At 60.8% G+C, this 25,137-nt stretch carries 21 protein-coding genes; 6 read left to right on the top strand and 15 right to left on the bottom strand.

What is annotated here, in order from left to right:
• Together ltrA and alaS are read left to right on the top strand one after the other, a co-directional pair.
• Positions 1 to 1,567, top strand: a 1,567-nt coding sequence (gene ltrA / locus V8Z78_RS21130) for a group II intron reverse transcriptase/maturase (RefSeq protein WP_349732069.1), incomplete at its 5' end; no start/stop codon positions are given.
• A gap of 238 nt (positions 1,568 to 1,805) precedes the next feature.
• On the top strand, positions 1,806 to 4,430 hold the full coding sequence (gene alaS / locus V8Z78_RS21125) for an alanine--tRNA ligase (protein ID WP_349732068.1): 2,625 nt from the start codon (positions 1,806 to 1,808) through the stop codon (positions 4,428 to 4,430).
• A gap of 236 nt (positions 4,431 to 4,666) precedes the next feature.
• Here the strand turns inward: alaS and trmB are convergent, their stop codons facing one another.
• The 4 genes from trmB to V8Z78_RS21105 all read right to left on the bottom strand — a co-directional run bounded on the left by trmB (position 4,667) and on the right by V8Z78_RS21105 (position 8,719).
• Positions 4,667 to 5,401 carry a tRNA (guanosine(46)-N7)-methyltransferase TrmB gene (gene trmB / locus V8Z78_RS21120; protein WP_280009086.1) on the bottom strand — a complete coding sequence of 245 codons (735 nt, stop codon included), beginning with the start codon at positions 5,399 to 5,401 and terminating at the stop codon, positions 4,667 to 4,669.
• 29 nt (positions 5,402 to 5,430) lie between these two features.
• Positions 5,431 to 6,489, bottom strand: a complete 1,059-nt coding sequence (gluQRS, locus tag V8Z78_RS21115) for a tRNA glutamyl-Q(34) synthetase GluQRS (RefSeq protein WP_349732067.1) — start codon at positions 6,487 to 6,489, stop codon at positions 5,431 to 5,433.
• A gap of 41 nt (positions 6,490 to 6,530) precedes the next feature.
• Positions 6,531 to 7,646 carry an NAD(P)/FAD-dependent oxidoreductase gene (locus V8Z78_RS21110; RefSeq protein WP_349732066.1) on the bottom strand — a complete coding sequence of 372 codons (1,116 nt, stop codon included), beginning with the start codon at positions 7,644 to 7,646 and terminating at the stop codon, positions 6,531 to 6,533.
• 134 nt (positions 7,647 to 7,780) lie between these two features.
• Positions 7,781 to 8,719: a LysR family transcriptional regulator gene (locus V8Z78_RS21105; RefSeq protein WP_003064879.1), complete on the bottom strand. Its 939-nt coding sequence runs from the start codon at positions 8,717 to 8,719 to the stop codon at positions 7,781 to 7,783.
• 121 nt (positions 8,720 to 8,840) lie between these two features.
• Here V8Z78_RS21105 and V8Z78_RS21100 point away from each other — a divergent pair, with 121 nt between their 5' ends.
• The 3 genes from V8Z78_RS21100 to V8Z78_RS21090 all read left to right on the top strand — a co-directional run bounded on the left by V8Z78_RS21100 (position 8,841) and on the right by V8Z78_RS21090 (position 10,744).
• Positions 8,841 to 9,542, top strand: a complete 702-nt coding sequence (locus V8Z78_RS21100) for a pirin family protein (protein ID WP_003064881.1) — start codon at positions 8,841 to 8,843, stop codon at positions 9,540 to 9,542.
• A gap of 69 nt (positions 9,543 to 9,611) precedes the next feature.
• Positions 9,612 to 10,019 carry a DoxX family protein gene (locus V8Z78_RS21095; RefSeq protein ID WP_349732065.1) on the top strand — a complete coding sequence of 136 codons (408 nt, stop codon included), beginning with the start codon at positions 9,612 to 9,614 and terminating at the stop codon, positions 10,017 to 10,019.
• A gap of 170 nt (positions 10,020 to 10,189) precedes the next feature.
• Positions 10,190 to 10,744, top strand: a complete 555-nt coding sequence (locus V8Z78_RS21090; protein ID WP_034410164.1) for a flavodoxin family protein — start codon at positions 10,190 to 10,192, stop codon at positions 10,742 to 10,744.
• A 149-nt stretch (positions 10,745 to 10,893) separates the two neighbouring features.
• On the opposite strand, the gene V8Z78_RS21085 is transcribed toward V8Z78_RS21090, so the two are convergent.
• From V8Z78_RS21085 to V8Z78_RS21035, 11 genes are all read right to left on the bottom strand, one after another.
• Entirely contained in the window at positions 10,894 to 11,679 is a 786-nt protein-coding gene (locus V8Z78_RS21085) for a sulfurtransferase (protein WP_012838440.1), read from the bottom strand.
• Between the two features lie 50 nt (positions 11,680 to 11,729).
• Positions 11,730 to 12,581, bottom strand: coding sequence for a MinD/ParA family protein (locus V8Z78_RS21080; RefSeq protein WP_042438298.1), 852 nt, complete (start codon positions 12,579 to 12,581; stop codon positions 11,730 to 11,732).
• Positions 12,582 to 12,585: 4 nt separating this feature from the next.
• Entirely contained in the window at positions 12,586 to 13,380 is a 795-nt protein-coding gene (locus V8Z78_RS21075) for a GGDEF domain-containing protein (RefSeq protein ID WP_052057607.1), read from the bottom strand.
• Positions 13,381 to 13,420: 40 nt separating this feature from the next.
• Positions 13,421 to 15,136: a SulP family inorganic anion transporter gene (locus V8Z78_RS21070; RefSeq protein WP_034362034.1), complete on the bottom strand. Its 1,716-nt coding sequence runs from the start codon at positions 15,134 to 15,136 to the stop codon at positions 13,421 to 13,423.
• Positions 15,137 to 15,614: 478 nt separating this feature from the next.
• Positions 15,615 to 16,991: a DUF1329 domain-containing protein gene (locus V8Z78_RS21065; RefSeq protein ID WP_349732064.1), complete on the bottom strand. Its 1,377-nt coding sequence runs from the start codon at positions 16,989 to 16,991 to the stop codon at positions 15,615 to 15,617.
• Between the two features lie 185 nt (positions 16,992 to 17,176).
• Positions 17,177 to 18,589, bottom strand: a complete 1,413-nt coding sequence (locus V8Z78_RS21060) for an amino acid permease (RefSeq protein WP_003064899.1) — start codon at positions 18,587 to 18,589, stop codon at positions 17,177 to 17,179.
• 599 nt (positions 18,590 to 19,188) lie between these two features.
• Positions 19,189 to 19,983: an ABC transporter ATP-binding protein gene (locus V8Z78_RS21055; protein WP_003064901.1), complete on the bottom strand. Its 795-nt coding sequence runs from the start codon at positions 19,981 to 19,983 to the stop codon at positions 19,189 to 19,191.
• 23 nt (positions 19,984 to 20,006) lie between these two features.
• On the bottom strand, positions 20,007 to 20,891 hold the full coding sequence (locus V8Z78_RS21050) for an ABC transporter permease (protein WP_003054767.1): 885 nt from the start codon (positions 20,889 to 20,891) through the stop codon (positions 20,007 to 20,009).
• 116 nt (positions 20,892 to 21,007) lie between these two features.
• A complete protein-coding gene (locus V8Z78_RS21045) occupies positions 21,008 to 21,976 on the bottom strand; it encodes an ABC transporter substrate-binding protein (protein WP_003064908.1) in 969 nt (322 codons plus the stop codon).
• Positions 21,977 to 22,149: 173 nt separating this feature from the next.
• On the bottom strand, positions 22,150 to 22,479 hold the full coding sequence (locus V8Z78_RS21040) for a hypothetical protein (RefSeq protein ID WP_280041963.1): 330 nt from the start codon (positions 22,477 to 22,479) through the stop codon (positions 22,150 to 22,152).
• 36 nt (positions 22,480 to 22,515) lie between these two features.
• Positions 22,516 to 24,219 (bottom strand): electron transfer flavoprotein-ubiquinone oxidoreductase, encoded by a 1,704-nt coding sequence (locus V8Z78_RS21035; protein ID WP_003064910.1) that lies wholly within the window; start codon positions 24,217 to 24,219, stop codon positions 22,516 to 22,518.
• A gap of 257 nt (positions 24,220 to 24,476) precedes the next feature.
• On the opposite strand from V8Z78_RS21035, the gene V8Z78_RS21030 reads away from it, so the two are divergent.
• On the top strand, positions 24,477 to 24,899 hold the full coding sequence (locus tag V8Z78_RS21030) for an acyl-CoA thioesterase (RefSeq protein ID WP_012838431.1): 423 nt from the start codon (positions 24,477 to 24,479) through the stop codon (positions 24,897 to 24,899).
• The last annotated feature ends 238 nt before the right edge of the window (positions 24,900 to 25,137 follow it).

The raw sequence follows: 25,137 nt of genomic DNA, 5'->3' as shown, positions 1-25,137 counted from the left end.
GGACAAGGACTGGCGCAGGGTGAAAGCTCTGCAACGGTCTTTAAACCACTCGTTTTCCGCCAGGGCTCTGGCGGTAAGACGTGTAACTGAAAACCAAGGTAAGCGAACGGCGGGAGTCGATCGCCAGCTTTGGGATTCTCCTGCCCTGAAACGGGCGGCGATTGGAAGGTTGAAGCAGCAGCGGGGATACAAACCCAAGCCATTGCGGCGGGTCTACATCCCCAAAGCCAACGGGAAAGAGCGTCCTCTGGGCATTCCAACCATGTTGGATCGGGCCATGCAGGCGCTACACCTGCTTGGACTGGAACCGGTGGCGGAAACCACGAGCGATCCGAATAGCTACGGCTTCAGGAGAAATCGTTCGACGGCAGACGCCATGGGCCAGATATTCGTCACGACTTCCCAGAAGACGGCGTCTTCTTGGGTGTTAGAAGCGGATATCCGAGGTTGCTTTGACCATATCAACCACGAATGGCTGGTGCGCCACGTTCCTATGAACAAGGCAATCTTGCTGAAATGGCTGAAAGCCGGGGTAGTCCATAGAGGGCACCTATCGCCGACTGTAGAAGGGACGCCGCAAGGCGGCATCATCTCGCCAACTTTGGCGAATATGTGTTTGAACGGGCTGGAAACCGACCTGAAAGCGCACTTGGTTGCGAAATACGGGAAGACAAAAGCCAAGGGACTCAAAGTCCATGTGATCCGGTACGCCGACGATTTTGTGGTGACTGGCATCTCGCGAGAGGTGCTGGAAACACAAATCAAGCCGTGGATAGAAGCCTTCCTCGCACAACGAGGTCTGCAACTGTCGCCGGAGAAGACCAAGGTCGTTCACATAGACGAGGGTTTCGATTTCCTGGGATGGAACTTCCGCAAATACAAAGGGAAGCTCTTGATCAAACCGAGCAAGAAGAACGCGCAAGCGTTCTATCGCAAGGTCAGTGAAATCGTGAAAACACACCTATCGACGAAGCAGGAGGATCTCATTGCCAAACTGAACCCAATCCTTCGAGGCTGGGCGAGGTATCACCAACCGGTGGTGGCGAAGGAAACCTTCAGTCGGATGGACAGCCTGATCTACTGGCGCCTGGTGCGCTGGACGAGACGGCGACATCCGAATAAGTCCCACCCCTGGTGCAAAAGCCGTTACTGGCAGCGCATCAAGGACAGGGATGAGTTTGCTGCAACCGTGAAAACGGCGGACGGCCCGCTTACGACCAAACTGTTGAAGCTTGCAGATACAGAGATCGTGAGGCACGAAAAGATCAAGGGGGAATACAACCCCTTTGACCCGGTATGGGAGGTGTACGGAGAGGAGTTGAGAACGAAACGCATGTTGAAAAACATGGCGTACCAGTACGAAACTTCGATGCTGTACATCAGCCAAAACGGGCGTTGCGCACTTTGTGCGGAGCCGCTGGAGGAAGGGGAACGCTGGCACGACCACCACATTGTTTACAAGGTGATGGGCGGGTCGGACAACCTCTCCAATCGGGTGCTGCTGCATCCGGTCTGTCATAGACGACTGCATGCCTTGGGTTTGCAGGTAGCGAAACCGGCCTCTTAAAGGCTTCGGGTTCATCTCGAAAAAGCCTCTCCGAAGTAGAATGGGGTGCTTTAGACGGGACTGAATCTTGTTGTGCTTGAGCCGGATGCGGTGAAAGTCGCAAGTCCGGTTCTTAGGGGGGAATGGTTCAGCAATGAACTGTTCCTACCCGCCTTTGCCTGTCTGCGCAGCTCCTGAAAAAGCAGCGCCGGGCCGTACTGATCGCAGGCGTCATGCAGGCGTCTTCATACCAAACACCATGAGTACACCCACTTTTTCCGTTGCGGACATCCGCAAGACGTTCCTGGATTTCTACGCTTCCAAGGGCCACACGGTTGTCGCGTCCAGCTCGCTGGTTCCCGGCAACGATCCGACGCTGATGTTCACCAACTCCGGCATGGTGCAGTTCAAGGACGTGTTCCTGGGCACGGACAAGCGCCCCTACAACCGCGCAACTTCGGTGCAGGCCTGCCTGCGCGCCGGCGGCAAGCACAACGACCTGGAAAACGTGGGCTACACCGCGCGCCACCACACGTTCTTCGAAATGCTGGGCAACTGGTCCTTCGGCGACTACTTCAAGAAGGAGTCCATCGAGTGGGGCTGGGAGCTGCTGACCAAGGTTTTCGGCCTGCCCGCCGAGAAGCTGCTGGCCACGGTCTATCACGAAGACGACGAAGCCTATGACATCTGGAAGAACGTCATCGGCCTGCCTGCTGAGCGCATCATCCGCATCGGCGACAACAAGGGCGGCAAGTACAAGAGCGACAACTTCTGGATGATGGCCGACACAGGCCCCTGCGGCCCCTGCTCGGAAATCTTCTACGACCACGGCGAGCACATTGCCGGCGGCCCTCCTGGCAGCCCGGAAGAAGACGGCGACCGCTTCATCGAGATCTGGAACCACGTGTTCATGCAGTTCGACATGAAGGAAGACGGCTCCGTGGTGAGGCTGCCCGCACCTTGCGTGGATACCGGCATGGGTCTGGAGCGCCTGGCGGCCATCCTGCAGCATGTGCACAGCAACTACGAGATCGACCTGTTCCAGGCATTGATCAAGGCTGCCGGCCGTGAAACCCACACCGAAGATCTGGGCACTCCTTCGCTGAAGGTGATTGCCGACCATATCCGTGCCACCTCCTTCCTGGTGTCCGACGGCGTGATCCCTTCCAACGAAGGTCGTGGCTATGTGCAGCGCCGCATCATCCGCCGCGCCATCCGTCACGGCTACAAGCTGGGCCAGAAGACTCCCTTCTTCCACAAGCTGGTGGCCGACCTGGTGGTGCAGATGGGCGATGCCTATCCCAAGCTCAAGGAGCAGGAAGCGCATATCACCAGCGTGCTCAAGGCCGAGGAAGAGCGTTTCTTCGAGACCCTGGCCAACGGTATGGAAATCCTGGACAGCGCACTGGCCGGTGACGTCAAGGTGCTGCCCGGCGATGTGGCCTTCAAGCTGCATGACACTTACGGCTTCCCGCTGGACCTGTCCAACGACGTGGCGCGCGAGCGTGGCGTGACGGTGGACGAGGCCGGCTTCAACGCCGCCATGCAGCACCAGAAGGAAACTGCGCGCGCAGCCGGCAAGTTCAAGATGGACCGTGCGCTGGAATACACGGGGGACGCCAATGTGTTCACCGGCTACGACAAGCTGGCCGAGGCTGCCAAGATCGTCGCGCTGTACGCCGATGGCGTGAGCGTGAACGAGCTCCAGGCCGGCCAAAACGGTGTCGTGGTGCTGGATACGACCCCCTTCTATGCCGAATCCGGCGGCCAGGTCGGTGACCAGGGCGTGATTGCCGCAGGCGGCAACCGCTTTGCCGTGGAAGACACGCTCAAGATCAAGGCCGATGTATTCGGTCACCACGGCGTGCTGGAAGCCGGCAGCCTGAAGGTGGGCGATGCCGTTGAAGCACAGGTGGATACCGCCGTGCGCGCTGCGACCATGCGCAACCACTCGGTCACACACATCATGCACAAGGCCTTGCGCGAAGTGCTGGGCGGCCATGTGCAGCAAAAGGGCTCGCTGGTCAATGCCGAGCGCACCCGCTTCGACTTTGCGCACAACGCCCCGGTGACTGCCGAGCAGATCCGCGAGATCGAAGCACGCGTCAATGCCGAGGTGCTGGCCAACACAGCCACCGACGCCCGCGTGATGGATATCGAGTCGGCTCAGAAGACCGGCGCGATGATGCTGTTCGGCGAGAAGTACGGCGAAACCGTGCGCGTGCTGGACATCGGCTCCAGCCGCGAGCTGTGCGGCGGCACTCACGTCAGCCGTACCGGCGACATCGGCCTGTTCAAGGTGGTGGGCGAATCCGGCGTGGCCGCTGGCGTGCGCCGTATCGAAGGTATTACCGGCGAGAACGCGCTGGCCTATCTGCAGTCGCTGGAGTCCACCGTGGACCAGGCCGCGGCCGCTTTCAAGGCCCCTGTGGCCGAGCTGACCAACCGCATCGGCGGTGCGCTGGATCAGATCAAGGCACTGGAAAAGGAAATCGCTGCGCTCAAGGGCAAGCTGGCTTCCAGCCAGGGCGACGAGCTGGCCACGCAGGCTGCCGACGTCAATGGCGTCAAGGTGCTGGCAGCCAAGCTCGAAGGCGCCGATGCCAAGACCTTGCGCGACACCATGGACAAGCTCAAGGACAAGCTGGGCGCAGCCGTGATCGTGCTGGCTGCCGTGGACGGCGACAAGGTGCAACTGGCTGCGGGCGTGACCAAGGCTGAAACCGCCAAGGTCAAGGCCGGCGAGCTGGTGAACTTTGTGGCCCAGCAAGTGGGCGGCAAGGGCGGTGGCAAGCCCGATATGGCCATGGCCGGTGGCACCGATGCCGCAGCCGTGCCCGCAGCGCTGGCCAGCGTCCAGGCCTGGGCGGCCGAGCGTCTGTAAGCGCATCGGAAAAGGCAGCTGGGGCTGCCTTGCCCAAAAACAAAACGCTCCTCAATGAGGAGCGTTTTTTATGGCTTGGAGCCAAGTCCTTGCAACTGGCGCTATCCAAATAGCTGGCGCTGACTCAAATCAGAGACAGCAAGCAAGGGCCGCCCCGCAGCGAGGCTGTCGTCCCCCTCCGCGAAGCAGAGAGGGGGAAGCGGCGGGGCCGCCTAGGCAAAGCCGCTCAGGGGGTGTTACTTTTTCCTGAACACCAGATCCCAGACGCCATGACCGAGGCGAATGCCGCGGTTCTCGAATTTGGTCAGCGGACGGTAGTCGGGCTTTTCGGCGTAGTTCTCGGCCGTGTTCTGCAGCATGGGTTCTGCGTTCAGTACTTCCAGAATCTGCACCGCATAGGGCTCCCAGTCGGTGGCGCAGTGGATGTAGCCGCCGGGCTTGATGCGAGCAGCCAGCTTGGCGATCAGCGGGCTCTGGATCAGGCGGCGCTTGTTGTGCTTTTTCTTGTGCCAGGGGTCGGGGAAGAAGATGTGCACGCCGTCGATCGAGGCTTCGGGCAGCATGTTGTCGATGACTTCCACGGCATCGTGCTGCAGGATGCGGATGTTCTCGATCTCCTGCTCGCCAATGCGCTTGAGCAGCGCGCCCACGCCGGGCTCGTGCACTTCGCAGCACAGAAAATTATCGTCGGGGCGCACGCGGGCGATATGGGCGGTGGCTTCACCCATGCCGAAGCCGATTTCCAGAATCAGCTTGCCGTCGCGGCCATAGGCGGCAGCGGCGTCCAGAGTAGCCTTCTGGTATTGCAGCAGGAAGCGCGGACCCAGTTCTTCAAAAGCCTTGGCCTGGCCCGTGGTGGTGCGGCCGGCGCGGCGTACATAGCTTTTGATGGTCTTGGGATAGGCCACGCCTTCGGGCGCCTGGCCTTGGGATGCTGCGGATGCGTCAGCGGCTGGCACGTTTTCGGCCATATCGGTGGTAGGTGTTGGATTTGAAGAAGTCACGGGGCGATATTGTAGGTTTGGCGCCAGCACCGGACCCAGAAGTCCAGCGCCAAAGGCAAGGCGCTTGCGGGGCTTTCGCTGCTGCAGGATGCGGCTGCGGGCGCTTGTGGCAGGCCGAGCTGCTGCGCGGCGCCAGAAAGCACGGTCAGCGGCTGGCTGACATCCACGGCGGGTGCGCCGTGCTGTTTGGAGAGCTTTTCTCCGTTTTCCATGCAGACCAGGGGCGTGTGCAGATAGCGCGGCTGGGTCAGGCCCAGGGCGTGTTGCAGCACGATCTGGCGAGGGGTGTTGTCGGCCAGGTCTTCGCCGCGCACCACGTCGGTGATGGCTTGCTCGGCATCGTCGACGACCACGGCCAGCTGGTAGGCCCAGAGTCCGTCCGCTCGGCGCAGCACAAAGTCGCCAACGCTGGCGAGCAGGTCTTGCTGCTGCGCGCCCAGACGCCGATCCTGCCAGTGCAGCACGGGGCGCTTGCTTTCGAGGCAAGAGTGCCCGATTGCTATGCTTTGCGTAGCTGTTTGCGCTTGTTGGTAGGGTGTTTCGGGTTGATGCTCTTGTAAGTCATGTACCTGCTGCTCCAGCGCAAAGCGCCAGGCTCTGGCAGGCTTGCCTCGCAGGCCATGACGGCAGGTTCCGGGGTAGGGTCGCTCCACATGGCGTTCGTGAGTCAGTCCCTGTGCCAGCCAGGCGGCTTCGATGTCCTTGCGCGTGCAGCCGCAGGGGTAGGCCATTTTTTGCGCCTGTAGTTGCTGCAGCGCCTTTTCATAGAGTGCATGACGCTGCGACTGCCAGACCACGGGGGCATCGGAGTGCAGGCCGCAGGCGGCCAGTTGGCGCAGGATTTCCTGGTCGGCGCCAGCCTGGCAGCGTGGCGGATCGATGTCTTCGATGCGAATCAGCCAGCGTCCGTGGTGGGCGCGTGCATCCAGCCAGCTGGCCAGCGCCGCGACCAGAGAGCCGGCATGCAGCGGCCCTGTGGGAGAGGGCGCAAAGCGCCCGATATATGGCCCCGTGCAGGGAGCGCTGGAGGAGGAACAGGAAAGGGCCGCAGTCATGAGGGACGCCATCTTACGCCCCTTGACTGCGCGCAGTTGGCTCAGACCAGGGCCAGCCCCATTTCCAGACCCGAGACAAAAGCGTCTTCCACCCGCATGCCTATGCACCAGTCTCCGCACAGGCCCAGGCCGACCGAGGGGTCGTGGCTGAACGGCCTGCCCAGGGGCGCCAGCGTCTGGGCATGCTGCCAGAGGTAGACGCTGGCATGGCGCGGCGCAACGCGGATGCCCGTGATCTCGCCAAAGGCCTTTTGCAGCTTGGCAAGCACGCGCGTGGCGTCGTCGTGGCGGTGCTCGTTGGACCACAGCGGGTTGGCATGGATCGTCCAGCGCTCGGTCTGGGCGCGGCCGGGTTTGGAGGACTCGCGGGCCACCCAGGCAACGCGCTCATGCGTGCTGCGTGCGGCATTCCACTGCGGGCCCAGTGTGGTCAGTCCGGCCTGCGCAGCCATGGGGTAGGACAGCGTCATGGCCCAGCAGGGGGCCATTTCCACAGGGGCCAGGGTCCTGGCCAGGGCCGCACCCTGAGGCGCGGTCTGCAGCAGTTGCGCGGCCACGGGCGCCGGCACGGCCAGCACCACGGCATCGAAGTCGGCAGCAATCTGCGGGCCGTGGTCTTCGGTATCCAGCATCAGGGACCATTGGTGGCGGCTGTGGCTGCTGCCGCTGGCAATGTGGTGGCTCATGGCGCGCAGGGACTGGCCCAGATGCAGGCGCCCGGCATCCCATAGCGGCGCTGCCCAGGCCAGTGGCAGGGATTGCATATCGGGCATGCCGACCCAGTGGGTCTCGCGCACCGGCGTGTGCTTGTCGACTCTGCGGCCCTGGGCGTTGCGGGTCTGCACGCTGTTCAGGCTCCAGGCGCGCAGATTGCCGGGCGTGGTGTCCAGCACTTGCTGAAAGCGCGGATCGCGTACGGTGAAGAACTGGGCGCCGATGTCAAAGCTGCCGTAGGGGCCGCTGACCGAGCGCATACGTCCGCCGGCCTGGGTCAGGCGCTCATAGACATGGACGTCGTGCCCGGCCTGCATCAGCGTGCGGGCACAGGCCAGACCGGCAATGCCTGCGCCGATGACGGCAATGCGCTTGCCACCGGTATGCGGGGAAGGGGAAGAAGCGGAGGCAGTTGCGGACGCGCGAGTGCGGGAAGCATTCATGAAAAAGCCTTTTCGACACCGTTTGAGTTCTAGCGTAGCCAGCTATCCAAAAGATAGCAAGTGCTGCTTGTGCTGAATTGTTGCAGCGCAACTCACTCTACACCTCCCGCGTGGCGGCTGCGACGCGCAGCAGCTTATTGACGGTGATGGTTTTCCATAAGCGCCTTGCGCGTGGCGGGGCTTTCCAGTTGCGTCAGCCACCACTGAAGGGCGCGTCCAGGCGTGCGGTGGGCGGGGCCGGGCCATGCATAGTGCAGGCGCAGATTGCGACTGGCGCGCTGCACCTGTTTTGTGACCAGCAGGCCGGCATCGAGATAGGCCTGCACCATGCCGCGTGGCAGAAAGCCGGCTCCAATTCCGCGTATCTGGGCCTCGAGCTTGGCCTGCATGCTGTCCACGGTGAGCACGTCCTGGCCGTTGACCAGGCCAAAGCTGGTGTTGCTGCGCACGCCCGAGTCGGCCACGGCCACCATGCGATGGCGCAGCAGCAACTCGTCGGAAAGCGGCTCATCGAGTCCGGCCAGTGGGTGGTGCGGCGCGACGGCGAAGACGAAATCCATCTCCCCAATTTCGCGCGTCTGCAGCTCGGAGACATTGCTGGTGTTGACCGCCACGCCAATGGCCAGATCGGCATGGCCGCTGGTCAGCACTTCCAGTGTGCCGTTGAGAATGCCGTCGCGCAGCTTGAGTGTGGTGGGCGGGGTCAGCGCATAAAAGGCTTCGACCAGCTCGAAGATGGGCGTGCGGGCCACGGCCCCGTCGATGACGATGGTCAGCTGCGGCTCCCAGCCCGTGGCCACACGCTTGACGCGGTGCGCGACGGCATCGATCTCCTGCAGCAGGCGGGCGCCTTCGTGCAGCAGGGCCTGACCTGCCTCAGTGGCCTGGGCGTGGCGCGAGCTGCGGTCAAACAGCAGCACATCGAGCGCATCTTCGATCTGGCGCACGCGGTAGGTCAGCGCACTGGGCACCAGGCCCAGGGAGCGCGCAGCGGCGGCAAAGCTGCCGGTTTCGGCAATGGCCTGCAGCATGGCCAGGCTGTCGGGGGTGAGCACATCGCGGGAGCTGGGCATGGTGAGATTGATGATTCAAACAGTTTGAATGATGCCATCAACGCCGTTCAGCCACAGCCTGGCAGGTGACTTCTACAGTAGAGCCCATAGAGACAGTCACTTGAACGAAAGGAAGCACACCATGATGACTCTGCGCAAATCCCAGGAACGCGGCTACGCCGACCACGGCTGGCTCAAGTCCTATCACAGCTTTTCGTTTGCCGGTTATTACGACCCGCGCCATATGGGGTTCGGTAATCTGCGCGTGATCAACGAAGACCGGATTGCCCCTGGCACAGGCTTTGGCTCGCACGGCCACCGCGATATGGAAATCATCAGCTATGTGCTCGAAGGTGCGCTCTCGCACAAGGACAGCATGGGCAATGAAACCCCCATCCTGCCTGGAGAGGTGCAGCGCATGAGTGCGGGCTCGGGGGTGGTGCACAGCGAGCAGAACTACGCCAAGGAGCAGACCACACACTTTCTGCAGATCTGGCTGCTGCCCGCACGGACAGGTATCGAGCCAGGCTATGCCCAGAAGACATTCAGCGAGGCGCAAAAGCGTGGACGTCTGTGTCTGGTGGCTTCACCTGACGGTGCCGAGGGCTCGGTTCCCATGAATGCCGATGCACGCCTGTATGCCGGTCTGTTCGATGCAGAAGAGGCTGCCGATGTGGCCCTGCCAGCCGGTCGCAAGACCTATGTGCACCTGGTGCGTGGCGAGCTGGACGTGAATGGACAAAAGCTGACAAGCGGCGACGCTGCACTTATTGAAAATGAGGAGCGCCTGCGCCTTGCCAATGGCCGGGCTGCGGAAGTTCTGGTGTTTGACCTGGAACCTTGAGTCTGACGATTTCAAGGCTTGTGCTGATATGAACCAACGCGGCCCTGGGTCGCAATGACTGGAGTTTAAATGTTGAATCAATTGCGAAATCCTCTGGACCTGGTGGGCCGTGTGCTGATTGCCCTGCTGTTTCTGCCAGCAGGCATTCAGAAAATCAATGGCTTTGCGGGTACCGTGGGTTATGCCGCATCGGCGGGCATGCCCATGCCCCAGGTGGCGGTGGCGGTGGGCCTGGTGATCGAGATCGTGGGCGGTCTGGCCATATTGCTGGGCTGGCATACGCGCTGCGCAGCCTTGATCCTGGGATTTTTCACGCTGATCGCCAGCTTCTTCTTCCATAACTTCTGGGGCGTGCCCGCAGAGGCAGCCATGATGCAGCAGTTGCTGTTCTGGAAGAACATCGCCGTGGTCGGGGGCCTGCTTGGCTACGCCGCCCATGGGGCAGGCGCCTGGAGCATGGACGGCCGCAAAGGCTGAAGCATGAGGCAGCGCAGGCTGAAAGTGCGCAAGCGGTCATAGCTTTGTTAAGCTAGCGCGCTCTCGAAAGACAAGGCCCGCCGGGTGTCAATCCGGCGGGCCTTTATTTGGCACAGATACAGGATGGTGCGGCGGATGGCCGCGCCGATGCAAGCAGGAAAGAAGAAATCATGAGCAATATCGTTGTGGTCTACCACTCAGGCTACGGCCATACCCAGCGCATGGCGCAATCCGTGGCCCAGGGCGCGGGCGCACAGTTGCTGGCCATCGACGCCGATGGCAATTTGCCCGAGGGCGGCTGGGAGCAACTGGCCGCGGCCGATGCCATCGTCTTCGGCGCGCCGACCTATATGGCTGCTCCGAGCTGGCAATTCAAGAAATTTGCCGACGCCTCGTCCAAGGCCTGGTTTGCCCAGGCCTGGAAGGACAAGCTGTTTGCCGGCTTCACCAACAGCGCGAGCGTGCAGGGCGACAAGCAGGTCACGCTCGATTATTTCTACCACCTGGCCATGCAGCATGGCGGCGTGTGGGTGGGACTGGGCCTGCTGCCTTCGAATACCAAGGCCGCCCAGCGCAACGATGTGAACTGGATGGGCAGTTTCTGCGGTGCCATGGCGCAGTCGCCCTCTGACTCATCGGCCGGCGAGATGGCCGGCGGTGATCTGGAAACCGCACGCCAGTTTGGCGAGCGTGTGGCCAAGGCCGCAGCACGCTGGGTCAGATAAGCGTTCAGCTAAATTGGGTGCTATCCAATTCAAAGCGGATAGCGCTGGCCCTGCATGTGTTTCAGAGATGAATGCTTCTGAAACTTAGCTTGAGTCAGCGCTAGCCGCTTAGTTTTTGATAGTGGCGTTGAGCGCCATCTTGGCGCTTCTTACTCCGCGTCCTGTTCCATCAGATGCTTTTTGATGGGGCGGGGGTGAACCAGCTCGGTGCGCGACAGATCGGTGCCCAGCGAGTCGCGGCCGTCAAAGACGAAGCAGCCGCCGTCGTAGAACTTGCCGTCGGTCTCCTCGAAATATTTGAGGATGCCGCCTTCGAGCTGGTAGACGTTTTCGATGCCTTCGTCCTGCATGAGGATGGCGGCCTTTTCGCAGCGGATGCCGCCAGTGCAATAGCTGACCACGGTCTTGCCGGCGAATTCGTCCTTGTGCTGGCGCAGTGCGGGCGGGAATTCGGTGAACTTGCTCAGGCGCCAGTCGATCGTGCCGGCAAACGCGCCTTCGTCCACTTCGTAGTCGTTGCGCGTGTCCAGCGTCACCACCTCGCGGCCCTCGTCGTCATGGCCTTGCTCCAGCCAGCGGCGCAGCGTGGCCGGGCTGACCGATGGCGCACGGCCATGGGCGGGTCGAATGGCGGGATGATCCATGCGGATGATCTCGTTCTTGACCTTGACCAGCATTTTGCGAAAGGGTACGGTCTCGGACCAACTTTCCTTGGGAGCCAGGTCGGCAAAACGCGGGTCTTGCTTCAGCTGGTCCACAAAGCTGCGCACGGCCTCGGCAGGGCCGGCCAGGAAAAAGTTGATGCCTTCTTCGGCCAGCAGCACCGTGCCCTTGAGGCTCAGGTCATGCGCACGCTCCAGCAGCGTCTGGCGCAGCTGGTCGGCGTCGGGCAGGGGCGTGAATTTGTAGCAGGAGATGTTGAGTATGTCGGCCACGTCGATATCCGGGGGCGGCCGCGCGGCTGCTGCATCGACGGTGATGCAGCTCAGACCGGGGCCGTCAGCTCTGCCTTGATTTTATTGGACAGCTGTGCCACTGCGAGGGATGCGGGTGCTCCGGGCATGGCCTGCAGCAGCAACTGGCGGCGCATCACGGCCTCGCGCACGGCGGAGTCGACCGGAATATCGCCCCAGTGGGTCAGCTGCAGCGGCTGGCCGGACTCGGTGGTCACGAAGCGGTTGAGCACCTGCTGCAACTGGCCCGTGATGGCGCGGCCATCGCCGGGGCGTTGCGCCTGGTTGATGACCAGACGGATCTGCTGGCGCTTTTGCTGCAGGGCCAGTACCTTGATGGCGGCGTAGGCATCGGTCAGCGAAGTGGGCTCGGGCGTGGCCACGACCAGCACTTCGGTTGCCAGAGAGACGGAGAACAGCACCACATCCGAGATGCCGGCGCCGGTGTCGAGCAGGATGATGTCGTAGCGCGGGCGCAGCAACTCCACCGTGCGCATGAACTGGGAACGAATCTCGGGGGTGAGGCGCGAGTACTCGATCATGCCCGAGCCTGCCAGCAGCACGGAATAGCCGCCCGGCGTGGTCAGAATGGCATCTTCCAGCGTGGAGCGACCCGTGAACACATCGTGTAGCGTGACCTTGGGGTAGAGGTTGAGCACCACATCCAGATTGGCCAGGCCCAGGTCCGCGTCCAATACCAGCACGTTGAAGCCATGGCGCGTCAGCGCAGCAGCCAGATTGGCAGAGACGAAAGTCTTGCCGACACCGCCTTTGCCGCTGGTGACGGCAATGATGTGGGCCTGCTTGTTGCGGCCAGGCGCACGCAGGGCATCTTCCATGGATATATGAGCGGGCAAAGTAGGGTGAGGGGCCAAGGTGTCCATCGTCTCAAGGCGTTATGACCTGGCTTGCGGCGTCGGTGTTTACGTCTGGTGCTGTATTGTCAGAGACATTTTCCTCTAACGAAGCGGCAGGCAAAGGGCTGAAAAGCAGGCTTTTTTCCTCGGCACTCACCGTACTGTCGGGCGGATCCTCCACGCAGACGCAGTTGCGGCCTGCCGATTTGGCCAGATAGAGTTGGCGATCGGCACGCTCGGTCCACAGTTGCGCCGTGCTGCGAATCCATTGCTGGGCGTAGACCCCGCCGATACTCACAGTGATCTTCAGCGACTGGCCCGAGGACAAAGCGATGGAGTTGCTTTCGATGGCCTGGCGCAGGCGCTCGGCGACCGCGCGGCCCTGATGCGCAGGGCACACCGGAAGCACTATGGCGAATTCTTCACCACCGAAGCGCGCCAGGGTGTCCATGGGGCGAATGATTTCGGACAGGGTCTGTGCCACGGATTGCAGCACCATATCGCCAGCAATATGACCGTGCTCGTCGTTGATCTGCTTGAAATGGTCAATGTCCAGCATCAGCAGCAGTGCGGTTTCTCCGGAGCGGGCCACGCGGTCGATTTCGCGCTCGATCACGGAGCGGAAATGGCGTCGGTTGGCCAGCCCCGTGAGGGGGTCGCGCAAAGACAGTGCGCACAAGCCATCAATCAGTGCTTGCAGGTAATGGGTGGGAGTGTCAGTGGGCAGACGGTTATCGCTACCGCCCGCGCGAGTCACCAGATTGTGTGCGGTGGCAAGGCGCAGATCGCGCAAAAACACGGATTGGTGGGGGGCGGATGAAGTCACGACAAACTATCAATGATGACCGTCAGTGTAGCAGCGACCCCTAGCTTTTTGTGGATGTAGGCTTTTCGTCAGCGTTGATCCGGGTCAGTTCTGTGGGGAAATTGCCAAGCGTTCGCAGAAAGTCGGCATCCGTTCGATAGAGCCTGATGGGGCTGCCTTCCTTGTGCAGCAGTCCGGCGCGTTCCAGCCTTTGCTCGGCCGGCAACTTCAATCCCACCACGTGCAGCAGACCGCCGCGCAATGCGACCAGGCGTTCCAGTCGGGCAAATGTTTCGACTCCGGTGATGTCTATGCTGTTGATGGACTGCATCAGCAGTGCCAGGTCTTTGGCCTGGGGCGTTTGCTGCAGGGCATCGGCCGCGTAGCGCTCAAGTGCCGTGGCCGTGGCAAAGTCAAGGTCTGCATCCATGCGCAGAGCCACGACTTCAGGTGCCAGGGGCGGCAATTGCCAAAGCAGGCGGCTGCGCAGGCTGCCGTCGGGATGCTCGCCGACCTCGATGATGCGCGGGTGCAGGTGGTGATAGAGGTAGTAAGCCTGGCTGAGCATGATGCCCGCGAACACACCCCAGTACATGCGCGGGGCGGTGACGATGGTCAGCACCAGCGTGGCGACGCTGATGCTGGCTTCGACCTTGGAGATCCTGAAAAGCTTGAGAATCGCGCTGGGCTTGACCAGGTTGAGCACGGCGGTGATCACGATGGCAGCCAGCGTTGCCTGCGGCACATGGTAGAGCCAGGGAATGAACCAGAGCACGACCACGACCACCAGCAAAATGGAAAACACGTTGGCATAGCCGGTCCTGGCACCTGCGAGCAGATTGACGGCAGAGCGTGAGAAAGATGCGCTGGTGGCAAAGCTGCCGAACAGGCCGGCGCTGATCTTGGACAGGCCCTGGGCGATCAAATCCTGGTTCTCGTTCCAGCGCGTGCCGGCCTGCTGATGCTCGACCTGGGCGCTCGAGGCAGTTTCCAGAAAGCTGACCAGGGATATGACCAGCACGGGCATGACCAGGGCGCCGAACTGCTCCCAGTCCAGCATGCCGGGCCATTGGAAGCTGGGCAGCCCCGCAGGCAGGTGGCCGATCACGGCGCCGCCCGCATCGGCGAAGCCCGTGAGCCAGCTGATGAAGCCGCTCAAGCCGATGATGAAAATGGCCGAGGGAAAAGCAGGACGCCATTTCTTGGCCAACATCAGCAAGCCCATGCTGACCAGGCCGTAGGCGATGGATTGGATGCTGAACAGATAGATGGACGGAGAATGCCAGACGGTGGACCAGTCAGCGCGCATGCCCAGCAGGGTGGGCAGCTGCGAAGCCAGAATCAGCAGCGCAGCAGCCTGGGTAAAACCTGCCAGTACAGGAGAGGTGACCAGATTGAGCAGCCAACCCGCGCGTACCACGCCCAGACTCCATTGAACCAGGCCCGACAGAATGGCCATCCATGCAGCGAGCACAACCCACTGGGCCGAGCCCGGTTCGGCCATGCCGGTCAGAGAGGCGCCGATCAGCAAGGCGCTCAGCGCCGTCGGCCCCACGCCCAGGCGGGGCGACGGACTGAAGAGGATGGCCACCGCAGCAGGAATGATGGAGGCATAGATGCCGGTAATCAGCGGCATGCCCGCCAGCGCGGCGTAAGCCACGCCCTGGGGCAGCAACATCAGGCCCACGGTCAAGCCGGCCCAGAACTCGCCGCGCAGCAGGCCGAAAGTCGGTTTGGGCCAATTAAGAAAGGGCAGCCATCGGGCCAGTGATTGCATGGAAGTCATGATTGCGGCGAACTAAATCGTCTGCAAGCTTAGTCGGGCTTTGTTGTGCAGGGATTAAAACAGGACGAGGCTGCGACCTTGGCCGAGTGGGACGCCTTGCTCCAAAGTGACTCGAGGCGTTGTCCGAACCGGGCCCGCATGGCAGCGATGGCGGCAAGGGTGTCGGCGGATGGCCGATGAGTCCGGAAGGGGGCGCCCGCCAGATCCGCGCCCTGCCATGCGACCGGGTGGGTCGTTGGCTGCTTGTGAATGATGTTCACGTTGAAATCGACTCGAAGACAGAAAAAAACGACGCCAGCTGCTATGGTTTTCAATGCTGGCACCGTGTTTCATCCTAGCACGCAGCCCGCGCATATGCTGGGGTGCGCACCAGTTTCGGAGCGGCAGCGGCCATAAAAAAGAGAGGCTCATGGCCTCTCTTTGCACCTTGCGGTGCGGTGCGCGCGGTGGCTGAGCCACCTGTTGTCTATCAGTTGCCCAGGTTGCGAATCGCCTCGGGAGTGTACTGGCTGGGCTTGAGGTTGTCCTTGCCCAGAATTGGTGCCTTGGGGCGCTCCTGGACCAGATTCATGCTCACATAGGAGCCGGCATTCAGGTCATAGTAGAACGATGTGCCCGCGTGCCATTTCTTGATGTCGTAGGCATAGTAGTAATTGATTTCACCGTGCTGCCACAACTGGCCGCGTGCGTCGTAGAAGTCGCCCGAGACGGCGTGACCGGTGTCTTCGTCGATGAACATCACACGCTTGGAGTACAGGTGACGGAAGCCGGGCTTGAGCTTGCCCTCCAGCACCCAGACGCGGCGCAGTTCATAGCGGGTGTAGGCCGGGTTGGGATGACCTGGCTTGAGCAGATCGGCGTATTTCATCTGCTGGTTGATACGAAAGGTGTTCGCAGGAATGAACATCTCGCGCTTGCCGTGCATGGTCCACTCGTAGCGCTCGGAGCCGCCGTTGAACAGGCGCTCGGAGTCGATGGTTGCCTTGCCGCTGGTGCCGGGGGAGGGCTGGTCATAGCCGAACTCGGGCAGTTGGCGCACGCGGCGAGTGCCGGGATCGTAATTCCAGGCCAGACGCTTGTCCGTGCCGAAGTTCATGGGCTCGATGGACAGAATCACGCCGCCTTTTTCTCGCTCGGGCAGGATGGAGAAATTGGTCACATAGGCGTATTTGCCTTCGTTGGGCTTGCCCAGATTTTCCTTGGAGTCATAACGACTGAGCTGAATATAGCTGGTGCGGCCCCAGGCGATATCGCCGCTTGCGCCCACCAGTGCCATGTCGCGTTCCACCTCTTCGGTGCTGGCGCGGCTGGGCATGAGGTTGTTCCATAGCAGTTCCAGGCCGGTCTTTGGAATGGGGAAGGGCAGAGCACCCATGAAGCCCTTGACTCCATTGCCGTCGTTGACTACCTCGGCTTCCAGTGCATTGCGCTTGATGACGGCGCAGATGTCGTCGTCATAACGGAAGTCGCGGTGGCCCGGATAGACGGGAATGCGCATGGTGGTGGGGAACTTGGCGAGTAGCGCCTTCTGGCCGGCGCTGAGCTTGTCGCCATATTGCGCCATGTTGGCGGCCGTGATTTCGAACAGCGGCTTTTCGTTGGCGTAGATATCGGGCTGGAACTGTCCCACTGACTTGGTGAACTTCACGCCGGGAGGAACGCCCAGGATCTTGCCCGTGAATGGCGGGATGCTGCCGTCGGCATTGCCGGCTTTGATGGCGCCGGTGCAAGTCAGCTCCTTGCCCAGCTTGTCGGCTTCCGTGGCGGGAACCTTGGCACAGGCGGCTCCTGCGCTCAGCAAACCTATGCACAGCATCAGTGCTGTGCTCATCGTCTTTTGTTGCATTGCTCTTGTTTTCCTAGTGAAAAAACCTTGCAGGCCGTTGCCTGTGAGCATTTATTCTTCAGATATTTGTCATGACATGAATCGTCTGTTGGGACTAATCGACGGCATTCGAGGCAGTCCCAGGACGCAAAAAAGGCAGCGCCGTTGCCGGCGCTGCCTTGGGCGGGATCAAAAATGACTAGGTATTAACGCGAGCCGTTCAGATCCATTTCCGAGTATTTGACGATCTTGGTGCCCTTGACCCATTTGTAGCCAAACCAGATGACCAGGAAGAGAGGCAGGCCGATATAGGTGGCGATGGCACCGACCCAGTCGATCTGGTCCTTGATCAGGTTCTCATAGTTCTGACCCAAGGTGATGATCAGGCACAGCACAAAGGCGAAGATGGGGCCGAAGGGGAAGGCCGCTGCCTTGTAAGGCAGCTGGTTCATATCGTAGTTCTGCACCTCGCAGCCCTTGCGGAAACGGTAGTGGCTGATGGCAATGCCCAGCCAGGCGACGAAGCCGCACATGCCGGACAGATTCAGCAGCCAGATGTAGACCACTTCGGGGCTGAAGATATTGGTCAGAAAGCACAGGGCGGCAATCACGGTGGTGGCGATCAATGCCAGCACGGGCACGCCGCGCGTGTTGACCTGGGCAAACAGCTTGGGCGCCATGCCCTGCTTGGCCAGCGCATACAGCATACGGGTGGAGGCATACATGCCGGAGTTGCCGGCCGACAGCACGGAGGTCAGCACCACGGCGTTCATCACGGCAGCGGCACCCAGCAGGCCGGCACGTTCGAACACCAGTGTGAAGGGGCTGACAGCGATATCGCCCAGATCGTTGCGCAGCAACTTGGGATCGGTATAGGGAATCAGCAGACCGATGATGAGGATGGCAAAGACGTAGAACAGCAAAATGCGCCAGAACACCTTGCGCACGGCCTTGGGCACATTCTTGGCGGGATCTTCGGATTCGCCGGCAGCGATGCCGATCAGCTCCGTGCCCTGGAAGGAAAAGCCCACCACCATTGCCACGCCGATCAAGGCTGCAAAACCACCCGCAAACGGCGCGTCGCCTGTGCTCAGGTTGGCAATATTGCCCCAGATACCGTCGGGCGCGCCACCTTGCAAAATACCGAAGATCATCAGCACGCCGATGGCGATGAAGACCAGCACCGTTGTGACCTTGATGGCAGCAAACCAGAACTCGGATTCGCCAAAGCCCTTGGCGGACAGTGCGTTCAGGCCGAACATCAGTGCCAGAAACAGAGCGCTCCACAGCACGCCGTTGGTGCCGGGGAACCAGTAGGCCATCACCAGCTGCGCCGCAACCAGGTCCACGGCAATGGTCACGGCCCAGTTGTACCAGTAGTTCCAGCCCAGGGCGAAGCCAAAGCCTTCATCCACGTACTTGGCGCCATAGGTGGCAAAAGAGCCGGAGACTGGCATGTGTGCAGCCATCTCGCCCAGACTGGTCATCAGGAAATAGACCATCAGGCCCACAATCATGTAGGCCAGCAATGCACCGCCGGGGCCTGCTTGCGAGATGGTTGCGCCAGAGGCGACAAAAAGGCCGGTGCCGATGGAGCCGCCGATGGCGATCATCGACATATGTCGGGCCTTGAGGGAACGGTGCAAGCCACCGTTGTCAGTTTTTGCTTGGCTATCGCTCATGAGAGATATTGGTTTTTTGCGGATCATGAAGCCTTGGCGGTCCTGGCTGGTAAAAGCCTGGGCCCCATGCCCGTTTGTTGCGCCCTGATATCAGGAGTCCCCGGGTATCAACGCGGTCAGCGTGAACGGCGATGACATGCATCGTGCTCAGTGGCTTCCGATAGGGTGCAGATTGTGAGCGATTTGCGCATGAGCCGTACAGCGTGAGCTGTGGATTAAGGCAGCCATGGCTTGAATCGATATCTAAGTGTTTGATATTTCAGAATTAATGACTGGATCAGAGATTCAAAAAAATATCCTTAAATCTTCGTCAAATCGTCGACGAGAGCGGCTTCATACTTGGCTTGCATTCGGCAGGGCTCTGTCTATTTGATTGTTTATTTGTCAATTTCGTCAAAAATAAATGCCGAAATGTCAATGTTGATTGTCGATAGTTTCTATCTTGAGATGAAAAAAGCCGCCAGCCAATGGTTATCAAGGACTGGCAGCTTCTTTTTTGATAGTGAACTGTGTGCGGTCAGGCCGTCCGGCCTCAATCAGCTCAGCAGCAAGGCGTCATCCGCGAGCTTCTCGCCACGCACCTTCTCGAACATATGCAGCAGGTCGGGGACGTCCATTTTGGAGCGCTCTTCGCCGCTGACGTCCAGCACCACATTGCCCTGGTGCAGCATGACGGTACGCGTGCCCACATCCAGCGCCTGGCGCATGCTGTGGGTCACCATCATGGTGGTCAGATTGGCTTCCTGCACGATGCGTGCCGTCAGCTGCAGCACAAAGTCCGCGGTGCGCGGGTCAAGAGCGGCAGTGTGTTCGTCTAGCAGCAGAATGCGCGAAGGCTGCAGCGCCGCCATCAGCAGGCTCACGGCCTGGCGCTGTCCGCCCGAGAGCAGACCGATGCGGTCGGTCAGGCGATTTTCCAGACCCAGGCCCAGCGTGGCCAGACGGTCGCGGTACAGCTCGCGATTGCTGGCCTTCACTGCCTTGGACAGGCCGCGGAGGTTGCCGCGCTCGTGCGCCAGCGCCATGTTCTCTTCGATGGAAAGGTCTTCACAGGTACCGGCCATGGGGTCCTGAAACACGCGGGCCACCTGCTTGGAGCGAGACCATACCGGCATGCGCGTCATGTCGATGCCGGCAATTTCGATCTTGCCCTTGTCCACACTCTGGTCGCCCGAGACGCAGTTCAGAAATGTGGACTTGCCTGCGCCGTTGGAGCCGATGACGGTCACGAACTGACCGTCGGGGATGGACAGCGACAGCCCGCGCAGGGCACGGGTTTCGATCGGCGTGCCGGGATTGAAGGTGAGTTCGAGGTTTTGTGCGTTCAGCATGGTGTTCTCCGCCGTCCTTCTTCTTACTTGCGCTTGCTCAGCTTTTTCTTGATTTGCGGAATCACCAGTGCGATGGTCACCAGCACTGCCGTCACCAGATTCAAGTCCTGTGCCTTCAGGCCAATGGCATCGATATTGAGGGCCGCTGCGATGAAGAAGCGGTAGACCACGGCGCCAAGCACCACGGCCAGCGTGGCCCAGATGATTTTGCGCGAGGGCAGGATGGTCTCGCCCACGATCACGGCGGCCAGACCGATGACGATGGTGCCGATACCCATGGAGATGTCGGAGCCGCCCTGCGTCTGCACGAACAGCGCTCCGGCCAGACCGACCAGGCCATTGGAAATTGCCATGCCCAGCAGAATCATGGCGCCGGTATTGACGCCCTGAGCGCGGGCCATGCGGGCGTTGGAGCCCGTGGAGCGGATGGCCAGACCGCGTTCGGTGGCAAAGAACCAGTCCAGAGCCAGCTTGGCCACGATGACGAAGCCCAGCATGATCAGCGGACGCATCACATAGTCGTCAATGTTCGCCGGCTGCAGCATGGTGAACAGCGTGGGTTCGTTGATCAGCGGCACATTGGGGCCGCCCATGATGCGCAGATTGACCGAGTACAGGCCGATCATCATCAGGATGGAGGCCAGCAGGTCCATGATCTTGAGCTTGACGTTGAGCCAGCCTGTGATGAAGCCCGCCACGGCACCGGCTGCCGTGCCGGCCAGCGTGGCCAGCCAGGGATTGGTGCCCGTAGAAATCAGAATGGCGCAGACCGCACCGCCAAGGGGGAAGCTGCCGTCGACCGTCAGATCGGGAAAACGCAGCAAGCGAAAGGAGATGAAGACGCCCAGCGCCACCAGGCTGAAGATCAGGCCAATTTCAATGGCACCGAGGATGGAAAATAGAGACATAGAGAGAGCGACAGGCGCGGCAAACGTCTAAAAAAATCGGCAGGGCCATGTTGCCACGGCACCTGCCGCTGTGCTGGCACCGCCTGAGAGCGGCAGTGCTGGCGACAGGGAGTGGATTACTTGACCACGGTAGCGGCGGACTTGATCAGCGCGTCGGACAGCTTCACGCCTTGCTTTTCAGCGGCGCCGGGGTTCACGAACAGCTCCATCTTGGTAGAGACTTCGGGCTTGATGTCGCCGGGCTTCTCGCCCTTGAGAATGCGCACAACCATGCGGCCGGTCTGCTCGCCCAGATCGCGGTAGTTGATGCCGTAGGCGGCCACGGCGCCGCGCTTGACGGAGTCGGTGTCAGACGCCACCAGAGGAATCTTGGCGTCCTGGCCAACCTTGACCAGCGATTCATAGGCCGACACCACGTTGTTGTCGGTGTTGGTGTAGATCACGTCCACCTTGCCTACCAGCGAGCGTGCGGCGCTGGAGACGTCCACCGAGCGGGGAGCCGCAGCCGTCACCAGAGTCCAGCCCATCTTGGGCAGCAGGGCCTGCAGTTCCTTCACGACCACGGCGGAGTTGGCTTCACCGGGGTTGTAGACCATGCCGATGCGCTTGGCATTGGGCACGACCTGCTTGACCAGATCCATCTGCTTGTCCAGGGCCAGCAGGTCGGAAACGCCGGTCACATTGTTCTTGGAGGGTTCCCAGCTGGCGACCAGCTTGGCGGCAACGGGGTCGGTCACGGCAGAGAACACGACAGGCACGCTCTTGGTCGACGCGATCACGGCCTGGGCGGAAGGCGTGGCGATGGCGACGATGGCATCGGGCTTGTCACCCACGAACTTGCGCGCGATCTGGGCAGCCGTACCGGTATTGCCCTGTGCACTCTGGTACTGCCACTTCAGGGACTTGCCTTCTTCGTAGCCGGCTGCCTTCAGGGCATCCTTGACGCCGTCGCGCACCGCATCCAGGGCGGGGTGTTCAACAATGGCGGTCACGGCCACGGACTTGGTATCGGCGGCATAGGCACCCGACATGGCGGAAATTGCCAGGGCCAGTGCGCCCATGCGGGCCAAGGACAGCTGCTTCATGTGTATCTCCAGCGTTTGTTGTGTGTTGCAGGTGAATTAAGACGGCAGTGCGTGATGCGCGTCGCCTCGCGGCAAAGTCTACTGCACCGATCTGGCTGTCTTCGCGATTGAGATAACCTTGTTTATCCCTATACGATGATCGCGAAAAAATGGCATGAAAGCTGCGCAAAGCGCTAATTGGCAGGAGTTAGTGTGTGTGGAAGCAGGTCTATGGCGCGCAATATTGCGTTGAGTGGTGTCTGATTTTGGTTTTGTGCCGCATTTTTCCTGCGCTTGATGCGATATGGGCAGGCATATTGATGCAATTGCCTGTTTTTTGAACATTGCTCTTTCTGCGCTGGCAAGCGATCTTCAATGAGTGATTTGCGGCGATTGCGGTGGCATGCGTTTTTTCTGTGATGCTGCAAATTTGTGGGCATTTGGCGGCCTGCGTTGCTAAAAACATTCAGCCCATGAAAAAAGCCTGCCCAGCAATGGCTGGCGCAGGCTTTGTGGCACAGCATCCGGAGCAACTGCTGCCGAATGCAATCGCGGACGGATTACATGCCTGAGTAGTTGGGGCCGCCGCCGCCTTCGGGTGTCACCCAGACGATGTTCTGTGTCGGGTCCTTGATGTCGCAGGTCTTGCAGTGCACGCAGTTCTGTGCATTGATCTGCAGGCGCTGCTTGCCGGCATTGGCTTCGTCCTCGACGAATTCATAGACGCCTGCGGGGCAGTAGCGCTGCTCGGGACCGGCGAACTTGGTCAGGTTCACGTCGACAGGAACGCTGGCGTCCTTGAGCGTCAGGTGAGCTGGTTGGTTCTCTGCATGATTGGTGCTGCTGATGAACACGCTGGAGAGACGGTCGAAGGTCAGCTTGCCATCGGGCTTGGGATACTCGATGGGCGTGCAATCGGCCGCAGGCTTCAGATAGGCATGGTCGGGCTTGTTGCGATGCAGCGTCCAGGGGATGTTGCCGCGCAGAACGAACTGCTCCAGGCCGTTCATGATCGAGGCGGTGGTCAGGCCCTTCTTGAACCAGGCCTTGAAGTTGCGTGCCTTCCACAGCTCCTCATACAGCCAGCTGTTCTCGAACGCATAGGTGTAGGCGGTCAGTTCGTCGCTCTGGCGACCCGCGACGATGGCGGCGTAGGCAGCTTCTGCGGCCAGCATGCCGGTCTTGATCGCGGCATGGCTGCCCTTGATGCGGCTGACGTTGAGGAAGCCGGCTTCGCAGCCCACCAGCGCGCCGCCGGGGAAGACAAAGCGGGGCAGGCTGGAGATGCCGCCGGCCGTGATGGCACGGGCACCGTAGGAGATACGCTTGCCGGGCTTGATGCCATTGGCTTCGTCGCCTTCCAGGTAGTAGCGGATATTGGGATGGGTCTTCCAGCGCTGCATCTCCTCGAATGGAGACAGATAGGGGTTGGAGTAATCCAGGCCGGTGATGAAGCCCAGCGTGACCAGATTGTCTTCCAGGTGATAGAGGAAGGCACCGCCGTAGGTGTCGCTCTTCATGGGCCAGCCTGCGGTGTGCAGCACCATGCCGGGCTTGTGACGCTGGGGGTCGATTTCCCAGAGTTCCTTGATGCCCAAACCGTAAGTCTGCGGGTCGCGGTTGGCGTCCAGGGAGTACTTGGCGATGATCTGCTTGCCGAGGTGGCCGCGCGCACCTTCGGCAAAGATGGTGTACTTGCCGTGCAGCTCCATGCCCAGCTGGAAGTCGCCCGTGGGCTCGCCTTCCTTGCTGATGCCCATATTGCCGGTGGCCACGCCCTTGACGGAGCCGTCTTCGTTGTAGAGCACTTCGGCCGCGGTGAAGCCGGGGAAGATTTCCACGCCCAGGGCTTCGGCCTGCTCTGCCAGCCACTTGGTGACAAAGCCCAGGCGAACGATGTAGTTGCCTTCGTTATGGAAGCACTTGGGCAGCAGCCAGTTGGGCGTGCGCAAGGAGCTCTTCTCGCCGAGGAAGACCATGGCGTCTTCGGTCACCGGCTGGTTCAGGGGGGCACCCTTTTCCTTCCAGTCGGGGATCAGCTCGGTCAGCGCGCGAGGATCCATGATGGCGCCAGACAGCGTGTGTGCGCCGGGCTCGGAGCCTTTTTCCAGCACGACTACGGAGACATCCTGACCTTTTTCGGCCGCCAGTTGCTTGAGGCGAATGGCAGTGGCCAGGCCACCGGGGCCACCGCCCACCACCACCACGTCATATTCCATGGCCTCTCGCGGGCCGTACTGGGCCAGGATCTCTTCGTTTGTCATCGGGAAAGTCTCGCTTGATATTGGATTGGGAAAACTGGCGTGCGCGGCCTTGGCAGGTGCGTCTGCAAAAACCGCGATGCGGGCGATTCTATGCTGACAGCCCGGCACGACCGTGCAGATTTGGCGACAGCGCATCAATCGGTGTTGCGGCAAAGTCCATAGGCTAGTGATCGCCCCAGGGCGTGCCATCCCTCAAAGAAACTAGAACAAGGTGGTGATGCAGTTGCAAATCTCGTTCAATCAGGAGACATACCGGCATGAAAATCGAGCTGCCAGAGCTGAAGAAGCAGGTCTATGAAACGCGCTTTCCCGTACGCTGGGGCGATATGGACGCCATGGGGCATGTGAACAACGCCCAGTACTTTCGCTATCTGGAAACTGCGCGTATCGACTGGATGCGCGGCATGGGCCTGAATCCGGACCCCGCAGGGCAGGGGCCGGTCATCGTCAACGCCTTTTGCAATTTCTATCAGCAGCTTGCCTATCCCGACGAGGTGCTGCTCAAGATGTTTGTCAGCGATCCCGCACGCACCACCTTTGAGACCTGGGCCACCATGGAGCGTGTGGCACAGCCGGGAGTCATCTGCGCCGCTGGCGGAGGCACGGTGATCTGGGTGGATTTCCCCCGGCAGAAAGCCGCTGCGCTGCCGGACTGGATACGTTCAGCAGTAACGGCCTGATTCCCGTTCGGAATTCCGTACATCAATCCTGGTGATGTCCGGAAATCCGATTGCAGTTATGCAAAAAAGTATTTTGAATATAAGCAAATCAAAGACTTGGACGTGATTTTTTGGTTGGCACGGTATGTGCTTAAAGGACGGCACGCCGCTTTACTGCGGCTGACCAAGTGAGACTGGGGCTGGACCTGGCTGACGAAACCTCGGTTCCGTCAGCGGTCCGTCTCGGTTTGTTGTCTCT

This window comes from Comamonas sp. wu1-DMT, from assembly GCF_040187805.1.
Lineage (GTDB): Bacteria > Pseudomonadota > Gammaproteobacteria > Burkholderiales > Burkholderiaceae_C > Comamonas > Comamonas thiooxydans.
Note: the sequence above shows the minus strand (reverse complement) of the source record. Positions and strands in the feature narration are given on the sequence as shown.

Bases quoted from the DNA above. Each gene is read 5' to 3' on its own strand.
- alaS (WP_349732068.1), top strand. From the start codon at position 1,806: ATGAGTACACCCACTTTTTCCGTTGCGGACATCCGCAAGACGTTCCTG.
- trmB (WP_280009086.1), bottom strand. From the start codon at position 5,401: ATGGCCGAAAACGTGCCAGCCGCTGACGCATCCGCAGCATCCCAAGGC.
- gluQRS (WP_349732067.1), bottom strand. From the start codon at position 6,489: ATGACTGCGGCCCTTTCCTGTTCCTCCTCCAGCGCTCCCTGCACGGGG.
- V8Z78_RS21110 (WP_349732066.1), bottom strand. From the start codon at position 7,646: ATGAATGCTTCCCGCACTCGCGCGTCCGCAACTGCCTCCGCTTCTTCC.
- V8Z78_RS21105 (WP_003064879.1), bottom strand. From the start codon at position 8,719: ATGCCCAGCTCCCGCGATGTGCTCACCCCCGACAGCCTGGCCATGCTG.
- V8Z78_RS21100 (WP_003064881.1), top strand. From the start codon at position 8,841: ATGATGACTCTGCGCAAATCCCAGGAACGCGGCTACGCCGACCACGGC.
- V8Z78_RS21095 (WP_349732065.1), top strand. From the start codon at position 9,612: ATGTTGAATCAATTGCGAAATCCTCTGGACCTGGTGGGCCGTGTGCTG.
- V8Z78_RS21090 (WP_034410164.1), top strand. From the start codon at position 10,190: ATGAGCAATATCGTTGTGGTCTACCACTCAGGCTACGGCCATACCCAG.
- V8Z78_RS21080 (WP_042438298.1), bottom strand. From the start codon at position 12,581: ATGGACACCTTGGCCCCTCACCCTACTTTGCCCGCTCATATATCCATG.
- V8Z78_RS21070 (WP_034362034.1), bottom strand. From the start codon at position 15,136: ATGCAATCACTGGCCCGATGGCTGCCCTTTCTTAATTGGCCCAAACCG.
- V8Z78_RS21065 (WP_349732064.1), bottom strand. From the start codon at position 16,991: ATGCAACAAAAGACGATGAGCACAGCACTGATGCTGTGCATAGGTTTG.
- V8Z78_RS21060 (WP_003064899.1), bottom strand. From the start codon at position 18,589: ATGTCGATGATCGCCATCGGCGGCTCCATCGGCACCGGCCTTTTTGTC.
- V8Z78_RS21055 (WP_003064901.1), bottom strand. From the start codon at position 19,983: ATGCTGAACGCACAAAACCTCGAACTCACCTTCAATCCCGGCACGCCG.
- V8Z78_RS21050 (WP_003054767.1), bottom strand. From the start codon at position 20,891: ATGTCTCTATTTTCCATCCTCGGTGCCATTGAAATTGGCCTGATCTTC.
- V8Z78_RS21045 (WP_003064908.1), bottom strand. From the start codon at position 21,976: ATGAAGCAGCTGTCCTTGGCCCGCATGGGCGCACTGGCCCTGGCAATT.
- V8Z78_RS21040 (WP_280041963.1), bottom strand. From the start codon at position 22,479: ATGCTGTGCCACAAAGCCTGCGCCAGCCATTGCTGGGCAGGCTTTTTT.
- V8Z78_RS21035 (WP_003064910.1), bottom strand. From the start codon at position 24,219: ATGACAAACGAAGAGATCCTGGCCCAGTACGGCCCGCGAGAGGCCATG.
- V8Z78_RS21030 (WP_012838431.1), top strand. From the start codon at position 24,477: ATGAAAATCGAGCTGCCAGAGCTGAAGAAGCAGGTCTATGAAACGCGC.